Annotated in this window: 6 protein-coding genes and 1 pseudogene; 1 reads left to right on the forward strand and 6 read right to left on the reverse strand. The window is 68.3% G+C overall.

Translation table 11 applies throughout. The features are described from left to right. Position 1 precedes the first annotated feature (1 nt). The 5 genes from AC07ZS_RS03835 to AC07ZS_RS03855 all read right to left on the reverse strand — a co-directional run bounded on the left by AC07ZS_RS03835 (position 2) and on the right by AC07ZS_RS03855 (position 7,050). Positions 2–2,290, reverse strand: coding sequence for an NADP-dependent malic enzyme (locus AC07ZS_RS03835; RefSeq protein ID WP_494797302.1), 2,289 nt, complete (start codon positions 2,288–2,290; stop codon positions 2–4). Between the two features lie 87 nt (positions 2,291–2,377). Beyond that, the gene (locus AC07ZS_RS03840) at positions 2,378–3,625 is read right to left on the reverse strand and encodes a M20 family metallopeptidase (protein WP_494797303.1); all 1,248 of its coding nucleotides are present in this window, start codon (positions 3,623–3,625) and stop codon (positions 2,378–2,380) included. Next, a complete protein-coding gene (gene uraD / locus AC07ZS_RS03845) occupies positions 3,622–5,415 on the reverse strand; it encodes a 2-oxo-4-hydroxy-4-carboxy-5-ureidoimidazoline decarboxylase (RefSeq protein ID WP_494797304.1) in 1,794 nt (597 codons plus the stop codon). The genes AC07ZS_RS03840 and uraD overlap by 4 nt, the downstream gene beginning before the upstream one ends. Positions 5,416–5,425: 10 nt before the next feature. Next, entirely contained in the window at positions 5,426–6,379 is a 954-nt protein-coding gene (gene puuE, locus AC07ZS_RS03850; protein WP_494797305.1) for an allantoinase PuuE, read from the reverse strand. Next, positions 6,376–7,050, reverse strand: a complete 675-nt coding sequence (locus tag AC07ZS_RS03855; RefSeq protein ID WP_494797306.1) for a GntR family transcriptional regulator — start codon at positions 7,048–7,050, stop codon at positions 6,376–6,378. The genes puuE and AC07ZS_RS03855 overlap by 4 nt, the downstream gene beginning before the upstream one ends. A gap of 65 nt (positions 7,051–7,115) precedes the next feature. Here AC07ZS_RS03855 and uraH point away from each other — a divergent pair, with 65 nt between their 5' ends. Then, positions 7,116–7,469: a hydroxyisourate hydrolase gene (uraH, locus tag AC07ZS_RS03860; protein ID WP_494797307.1), complete on the forward strand. Its 354-nt coding sequence runs from the start codon at positions 7,116–7,118 to the stop codon at positions 7,467–7,469. Positions 7,470–7,475: 6 nt separating this feature from the next. On the opposite strand, the pseudogene AC07ZS_RS03865 reads toward uraH, so the two are convergent. Then, a pseudogene (locus AC07ZS_RS03865) lies at positions 7,476–7,926 on the reverse strand (gallate dioxygenase); the annotation flags it as partial.

Below are 7,926 nucleotides of genomic sequence, written 5' to 3' on the forward strand. Positions count from 1 at the left end.
CTCAGTTCTTCACAGCACCGCTGGCCGCCGCCAGGGCCGTCATGTTGAGCACCCGCCGCACCGTGGCCGCCGGCGTGAGGATGTGCACCGTGCCGGCCGCGCCCATGAGGATGGGGCCGACAGTGACGCCGCCGCTGGTGGTCGTCTTCATCACGTTGTAGAGGATGTTGGCCGCATCCAGGTTCGGGCAGATCAACAGGTTCGCCGACCCCGTGAGCGTGGTCTCGGCCAGGTAGGCGGCGCGGATCTCGGGCTGCAGCGCGGCATCGCCGTGCAACTCACCATCGCACTCGATCTCGGGGTGCGCGGCCACGAACAGGTCGCGCGCATCGGCCATCTTGCGGGCGGACGCGCGCTTGCTCGACCCATAGCTGGAGTGCGACAGGAACGCCACCTTCGGCGGCAGACCGAAACGCTGCACTTCCTGCGCCGCCATCCACGCGATCTCGGCCAGCTCCTCGGCGGAGGGCGTTTCATTGACGTAGGTGTCGGCGATGAACACCGGGCCCCGGTTGGTCATCAGCGCGTTGACCGAGGCGTACAGGCCCGCGCCCTGGCGACGGCCCAGCACGTTGTCGATGCGCTCCAGGTGCGTCATGAACCCGCCGACCAGGCCGCAGATCAGCGCGTCCGCGTCACCCAGCGAGAGCATCAGCGAACCAATGATCGTGTTGGACCGGCGCACGGCGGCCTTGGCCACCTCGGGCGTCGCGCCGTGGCGGCCCATGATCTGGTGGTAGTGCTCCCAGTACTGCCGGAAGCGCGGGTCGTCTTCCGGGTTGACGTTCTGCACGTCCTGCCCGAGCTTCATGCGCAGGCCGGCTTTGGCGATGCGCGCCTCGATCACCGCCGGGCGCCCGATCAGGATCGGCAATGCGAGCTGGTCGTCGATCGCCATCTGCGCCGCGCGCAGCGCGCGCTCGTCTTCACCGTCCGCGTAGGCCACGCGCTGCTTCTTCGGCAAGGCCTTGGCCGCGTTGAAGATCGGCTGCATGAGGATGCCGGTCTGGTACACGAAACGGCCCAGCTGCTGGCGGTACGCGTCCATGTCGGTGATGGGCCGCGTGGCCACGCCCGAATCGGCGGCGGCCTGCGCCACGGCCGGCGCGATGCGCAGGATCAGGCGCGAATCGAACGGCTTGGGAATGAGGTAGTCCGGGCCGAAGCTCAGGTCCTGGCCGGCATAGGCGTTGGCCACTTCCTCGCTGGTCTCGCTCTTCACCAGATCGGCGATCTGGCGCACGCAGGCCAGCTTCATCTCTTCGGTGATGCGCGTGGCGCCGCAGTCGAGTGCGCCGCGGAAGATGTACGGGAAGCACAGAACGTTGTTGACCTGGTTCGGGTAGTCGCTGCGGCCGGTGGCGATGATGCAGTCCGGCCGCACGGCCTTGGCCAGCTCGGGCCGGATCTCCGGCTCGGGGTTGGCCAGCGCCAGCACGATGGGCTTGACGGCCATGGTCTTCATCATTTCGGCGGTGAGCACGCCCGGGGCCGAGCAGCCCAGGAAGACGTCGGCACCGTCGACCGCGTCGGCCAGCGTGCGCTTGTCGGTCTTCTGCGCGTAGCGCGCCTTGGATTCGTCGTAGCCGCCGGCCCGGCCTTCGTAGACCACGCCCTTGGAGTCGCAGACGAAGATGTTGTCGCGCGAGACGCCCAGGCCGACCATCACGTCCAGGCAGGCGATGGCGGCGGCACCCGCGCCGCTGACGGCGAGCTTGACCGAGCCGATGTCCTTGCCCACCAGCTCCAGGCCGTTGATCAGCGCGGCGGCCGAGATGATGGCCGTGCCGTGCTGGTCGTCGTGGAACACCGGGATGCCCATGCGCTCGCGCAGCTTCTTCTCGATGTAGAAGCACTCGGGCGCCTTGATGTCTTCGAGGTTGATGCCGCCCAGCGTGGGTTCGAGCGAGGCGATGATCTCGACCAGCTTGTCCGGGTCTTTCTCGTCGAGTTCGATGTCGAACACGTCGATGCCGGCGAATTTCTTGAACAGGCAGCCCTTGCCTTCCATCACCGGCTTGGCGGCCAGCGGGCCGATGTCGCCCAGGCCCAGCACGGCGGTGCCGTTGGTGATCACGCCCACGAGGTTGCCGCGTGAGGTGTACTCGGCGGCCATCGCCGGGTCGGCCTCGATGGCCAGGCAGGGGTAGGCCACGCCGGGGGAGTAGGCCAGCGAGAGGTCGCGCTGGTTGGACAGGGGTTTGGTGGGAGTGACGGCAATCTTGCCGCGGGAGGGCGTGCGGTGGTACTCGAACGCGGCGTCGCGCAGGGCTTGTTCAGCGGGGGTCATGGTGTCTCCAGAAGGCGTGAAAGCGTGTTCATTGTGTCACGCGTTCAGGCTTCGAGGCCGCGGCGGGCGCGGCGTTTCATGGGTGGCTCAGGCGGGTTGCAGCAGCTCGAACAGGGTGCGCGCGATCACCTTGGTGGCGCGCTTGAGGTCGTCGAGCTGCAGGTGCTCGTCGGCGCGCTTGGCGTTGGATTCGCGCACCGTGCGCGGGCCCGCGCCGTAGATCACGCCGGGGATGCCGCGCTCCACGTACAGGCGCACGTCGGTGTAGAGCGGCGTGCCCACGGCGGGGATGGCCTCGCCGAACACGGCCTGGCCGTGCTTCTGGATCGCCTGCACCAGCGGCTGGTTGCCGGGCAGCGGCTTCATGGCGCGCGCGAGCAGGATGCGGCGCACGTCCACCTGGAGCTGCCGGCCGCCGCGCGGCGGCTGGAAGCTGGCTGCGGCCTGTTCGATGGTGCGGCGCAGGGCGGCTTCCACCTCGGCCGGGTCTTCCTCGGGGATCATGCGGCGGTCCAGCTTGAGCACGACCTTGCCGGGGATCACGTTGGTGTTGGTGCCACCGCTGATCTGGCCCACGTTGAGGTAGGGGTGGGTGATGCCTTCGACCTGGGAGGTGACCTTCAGGTAGTCGGCGTTGAGGGCGTACAGCGCATTGAGGATGTGGGTGGCGCCCTGCAGCGCGTCGGTGCCGCTGTCGGGAATGGCGGCGTGCGCCATGTCGCCGTGCACCGTCACTTCCAGCTGCAGGCAGCCGTTGTGGGCCACCACCACCTGGTAGCTGAAGCCGGCGGCGATCATGAGGTCGGGTTTCGTCAGGCCCTTCTTGAGCAGCCAGTCGGGGCCGACTTCGCCGCCGTATTCCTCGTCGTAGGTCACGTGCAGTTCCACGCCGCCAGCGAGTTTCGCGTTGAGCGATTCGAGCGCGCGGATCGCGAAGGTGAAGCTGGCGATGTCGCTCTTGCTCACGGCCGTGGCACGGCCGTAGATCCGGCCGTCGGCCACCTCGCCGCCGTAGGGGTCGTGCGTCCAGCCTTCGCCGGGCGGCACCACGTCGCCGTGGGCGTTGAGCGCGATGGTCCTGCCCGGCCCGTAGGGGCGGCGCACGATCAGGTTGGTGATGCTCTGCAGGCCGGCGGCCTCCACCTCACCGGCGGGCACGGCGTGCTGTTCGGCTTTCAGGCCCATGGCGCCCAGCAGCTCGGCGGTGCGCTCGGCGTGCGGCGCGTTGTTGCCGGGCGGCGTGTCGGTGGGCACGCGCACGAGTTCCTGCAGGAAGCGCACCTCCTCGTCGAAGTGGGCGTCGATCCAGGCATCCAGTTGTTGTTCGGTGGTCATGGTGTTCCGTTCGGGTGTTCGGTGGCGAGTTGCTCGAGCAGGTGCGAGAAGGCGTTCACACACAGCTCCATGTCGTCGCTGGTGCTGGACTCCAGCGGGTTATGGCTGATGCCGCTGTTGAGGCCGCGCACGAAGAGCATGGCCTGTGGCATCACCTCGTGCAGCTTCATGGCGTCGTGCCCGGCGCCGCTGGGCATGCGGTGCAGCGGCACGCCCAGGGCGGCCACGGCTTTTTCCCAGCGCGCCTGCCAGGCGGGTGCGCTGGGCGCGGCGGCGGCGCGCATGGTTTCTTCGGTCTTGAGACCGATGCCGCGGCGCTCGCAGATGCTGCGCAACTGGGCCAGGATGTCGCGCTCCAGCGCGTCGCGCTGTGCGTTGCTGGGCGCTCGCAGGTCGAGCGAGAACAGGCAGCGGCCGGGCACCACGTTGATCGAGCCGCCGGGCACCTGCAGCATGCCGATGGTGGCGACCGAGTCGCCGTCGGCGGCGGCGCGCTGTTCGGCATAGAGCGCGAGTTCGGCCACGGCGCTGGCGGCGTCGCGCCGGCGGTCCATGGGGGTGGTGCCAGCGTGGCTGGCCATGCCAAGGGCTTCGCACTGGTAGCGCACGCTGGCGTTGATGGAGGTGACCACGGCCAGCGGCAGGTCCATTTCGTTGAGCACCGGGCCCTGTTCGATGTGCACTTCCACGAAACCGAGGTACTTCGACGGGTCGCGCTGCAGCGCCGCGATGGCCTCCAGCGTGGCGGGCAGGCCGGCGTGCCGCATGGCGTCGCGCATGCTCACGCCATCGGCGTCGAGCTGGTCGAGCCAGGCCGGGTTGAAGTGGCCGGTGAGCGCGCCCGAGCCCAGGAAGGTGGCCTTGTAGCGCTGGCCTTCCTCTTCGGCGAAGCCCACCACCTCGAAGGCGAAAGGTAGGCGCCGGCCGGCGGCGTGGAGCTGCTGCACGCAGGCCATGGGCGCGAAGATGCCCAGGCGGCCGTCGTACTTGCCGCCGTTGCGAACGGTGTCGTAGTGGCTGCCGGTGAGCAGGGCCGGTGCGCCCGGCGTGGCGCCGTGGTAGCGGCCGACCACGTTGCCCACGGCGTCGATGTGCACCTCGTCGAAGCCGCAGTCGCGCATGCGGGCTGCGATGTCGGTGGCGCAGGCGCGGTGCGCGTCGGTCAGGTAGGTGACGGTGAGCTGGCCGTGTTCGGCGAAGCCGGGGTCGCTGTGGCGCGCGAGGTCTTCGTGCCAGTCCCACACGCGGTGGCCGACGGTGGGCTCGAAGCCGAACTTGTCGTTCAGGCGGATCTCGGCGATGCGGTGGATGTTGCGCAGGCACTCGGCGCGCTCGAAGTCCACCGGGTGGCCCAGGCGGCGCTCGAAGGTGGCGATGATCTCGCGCTTGTTCAGGCCGACGCCGCGCGGGCCGCGCACCGCGAGGATGAACGGGAAACCGAACTTCGCGTTGTACTGCGCGTTGAGCTGCTGGATGTGCGCGAACTCATCGGGCGTGCAGTTCGTGAGGCCGGCCTTGGTCTGCTCGTTGGTGGACTCCGCGGTGAGCGACTTGGCCACCATGGCCTTGCCGGCCAGTTCCGGGTGGGCACGGATCAGCGCGAGCTGGGGTTCCAGGCCGGCCTGGTCGAGCACGGCCACCATGGCGTGCTTGAGCGCGGCGAGCGAGGCGAAGGGCCGGCGGGCCAGGGCCTGTTCCGCGATCCAGGGCGAATGCTCGTACAGGCCGTCGAGCATCTGCGCGGCTTCGGCCGGCGGCGCGCGGTTGAGTTGTTCCAGGGTGATGGGCATGGGGTCGGCCTCAGGCGGCAGAAAGGGGGTGCGTGGTTTTCCAGTGGCGCGCGATGTCCACGCGCCGGGCGACCCACACCTTGTCGTGTTGCTGGATGTGGTCGAGGAAGCGCTGCAGCGCGGTGATGCGGCCGGGCCGGCCGAGCAGGCGGCAGTGCATGCCGATGCTCATCATCTTGGGACGGTCCAGGCCGTCGGGGTCGCCTTCGGCGTACAGCGCGTCGAACGTGTCCTTCATGTACTGGAAGAACGGGTCGGCGTGCGAGTAGCCCTGCGGCAGCGCGAAGCGCATGTCGTTGCAGTCCAGCGTGTAGGGCACGATGAGCTGGTGCGCGTCGCTGCCGTCGGTCTTGCGCACCTTCATCCAGAACGGCAGATCGTCGCCGTAGTAGTCGCTGTCGTACTCGAAGCCGCCGAAGTCGGCCACCAGCCGGCGCGTGTTGGGGCTGTCGCGCCCGGTGTACCAGCCCAGGGGGCGGCTGCCGGTGAGCTGTTCGATGAGCTGCATGGCCTGCGCCATGTGGGCGCGCTCGGTGGCTTCGTCCACGTGCTGGTAGTGGATCCACTTGAGGCCGTGGCAGGCGATGTCGTACCCGAGCTCCATGAACGCGGCGGTGACGTCGGGGCTGCGCTGCAGGGCGGTGGCCACGCCGAACACGGTGAGCGGCAGGCCGCGCCGCTCGAACTCGCGCAGGATGCGCCAGACACCGGCGCGCGAGCCGTACTCGTAAATGCCTTCCATGCTGATGTGGCGCGCCGGGTAGGCCGCGGGGTTGAACATTTCCGAGAGGAATTGCTCGGAGGCGTCGTCGCCGTGCAGCACGCTGTTCTCGCCGCCTTCTTCGTAGTTCAGCACGAACTGCACGGCGATGCGTGCTCCGTTGGGCCAGCGGGCGTGGGGCGCATCGCGGCCGTGGCCGGCGAGGTCGCGGGGGTAGGCGCGTGTGGAGTCGTAAAGCGTCATGACAAGGCCATGGAGATGTCGTTGGTGGGTACCTTGCGGTCGAAGGTCAGGTTTTCCTCGACGTGCAGCAGGTGTTCGTTCATCAGGCGCACGGCCAGTTCCTCGTCGCGCGCGGCCAGGGCCTTGACGATGTCGGCGTGTTCGTCGTTCGAGTGCTCGGCGGCCTGGTTGCTCTGGTACATGAGCGTGATCAGCGCGCAGCGCGAGATGAGTTCGCGCAGCAGCTCGGCCAGCACCTGGTTGCCCATGAGCTCGGCCATGCGCACGTGGAAGTCGCCCAGCAGCTCGGTGCGCCCGGCCACGTCTTCGTTGTTGACCGCCATCTTTTCCTGCGCCACGTGTTCGCGCAGCGCCTTGAGTTTGGCGTTGGTCACGGTCTTGACGAAGGCACGCGTCATCTCCACTTCGAGCATGCGGCGCACGGCGAACACCTGCTGGGCTTCCTGCACCGAGGGTGTGGCCACAAAGGCCCCGCGCGCGGGCTCGAGCCGGATCAGCCGGTTCTGCGACAACTGGAACAAGGCCTGGCGCACCAGGGTGCGCGAGACGCCGAAGTGGTCGGCCAGCTTCTGCTCGGCCAGCTTGGTGCCCGGGTGCAACCGGTGCTCCACGATGGCCCGCGTGAGCGACTCGACGATGTGCAGGGTGCTGGAGGTTTCCATGCGGCGCATCATATCCAGAAAAACAAAAAGTGTATACACTTTCGGTAGACCATCAAACACTGGAAGGACACACCATGGGCTTGAGCACACACGTTCTGGACACGATGCACGGCTGCCCGGCCGCCGGCATGGTGGTGGAGCTGCACACCACCGAGGGCGACAAGGCCACGCTGGTCAAGCGCTTCACCTTGAACGCGGACGGGCGCAACCCGGACGGGCCGCTGTACGACAACACCAGCCTGAAGGTGGGCACCTACCGGCTGGTGTTCGATGTGAAGGGGTATTTCGCGGCCAGGGGCGTGAAGCTGCCCGAGCCCAATTTCCTCAACCGCGTGTCGCTGGACTTCGGTGTGGCGCACACCGACCAGCACTACCACGTGCCGCTGCTGGTGAGCCCGTGGAGCTACTCGACGTACCGCGGCAGCTGAGCGCGCTCAGACGTCGGCGAAGTCTTTTTGGCCGGCGCGGGTGGCGGCCACCGAGTACAGGGCGCCCGGCGCGTTGCGGGTCTGCATGAACGCTTCGAGCGATTCGCCGCGCATGGCCGCGTAGATGTGCAGGTTGGAGACGCCGAGCACGGCGCCGAGTTTTTCCAGGCCGAAGAAGATGCAGCCGTGGTGGATCAGCCCGCGCCAGTCGCGCGCGCGCAGCAGCTGCTTTTCGTCCTCGCTCAGGCCCGCGCGCTCGAAGCTGGCTTCTTCGTCGGCCCGGAACGCGTCGCGGTGCGCGGGGTGGATCATCTCGCGCAGGAACTTGTTGAGGCGGTAGGCCTTCTGGCTGCGTTCGAGGTCGAAGGGGTAGGTGCCGGCCAGGCGTTCTGCGCCCTGCAGCGGTTCTGCCATGCGCGAGCGGTGGCGCTGCACTTCCCCGGCCACGGGCGGGGAG

It is taken from the genome of Hydrogenophaga sp. GW456-12-10-14-TSB4, assembly GCF_059424305.1.

What these genes read in the sequence shown, in the direction of transcription:
- AC07ZS_RS03855 (WP_494797306.1), bottom strand. Translation starts at nt 7,050, where the DNA reads ATGCGCCGCATGGAAACCTCCAGCACCCTGCACATCGTCGAGTCGCTC.
- uraH (WP_494797307.1), top strand. Translation starts at nt 7,116, where the DNA reads ATGGGCTTGAGCACACACGTTCTGGACACGATGCACGGCTGCCCGGCC.
- AC07ZS_RS03835 (WP_494797302.1), bottom strand. Translation starts at nt 2,290, where the DNA reads ATGACCCCCGCTGAACAAGCCCTGCGCGACGCCGCGTTCGAGTACCAC.
- AC07ZS_RS03840 (WP_494797303.1), bottom strand. Translation starts at nt 3,625, where the DNA reads ATGACCACCGAACAACAACTGGATGCCTGGATCGACGCCCACTTCGAC.
- puuE (WP_494797305.1), bottom strand. Translation starts at nt 6,379, where the DNA reads ATGACGCTTTACGACTCCACACGCGCCTACCCCCGCGACCTCGCCGGC.
- uraD (WP_494797304.1), bottom strand. Translation starts at nt 5,415, where the DNA reads ATGCCCATCACCCTGGAACAACTCAACCGCGCGCCGCCGGCCGAAGCC.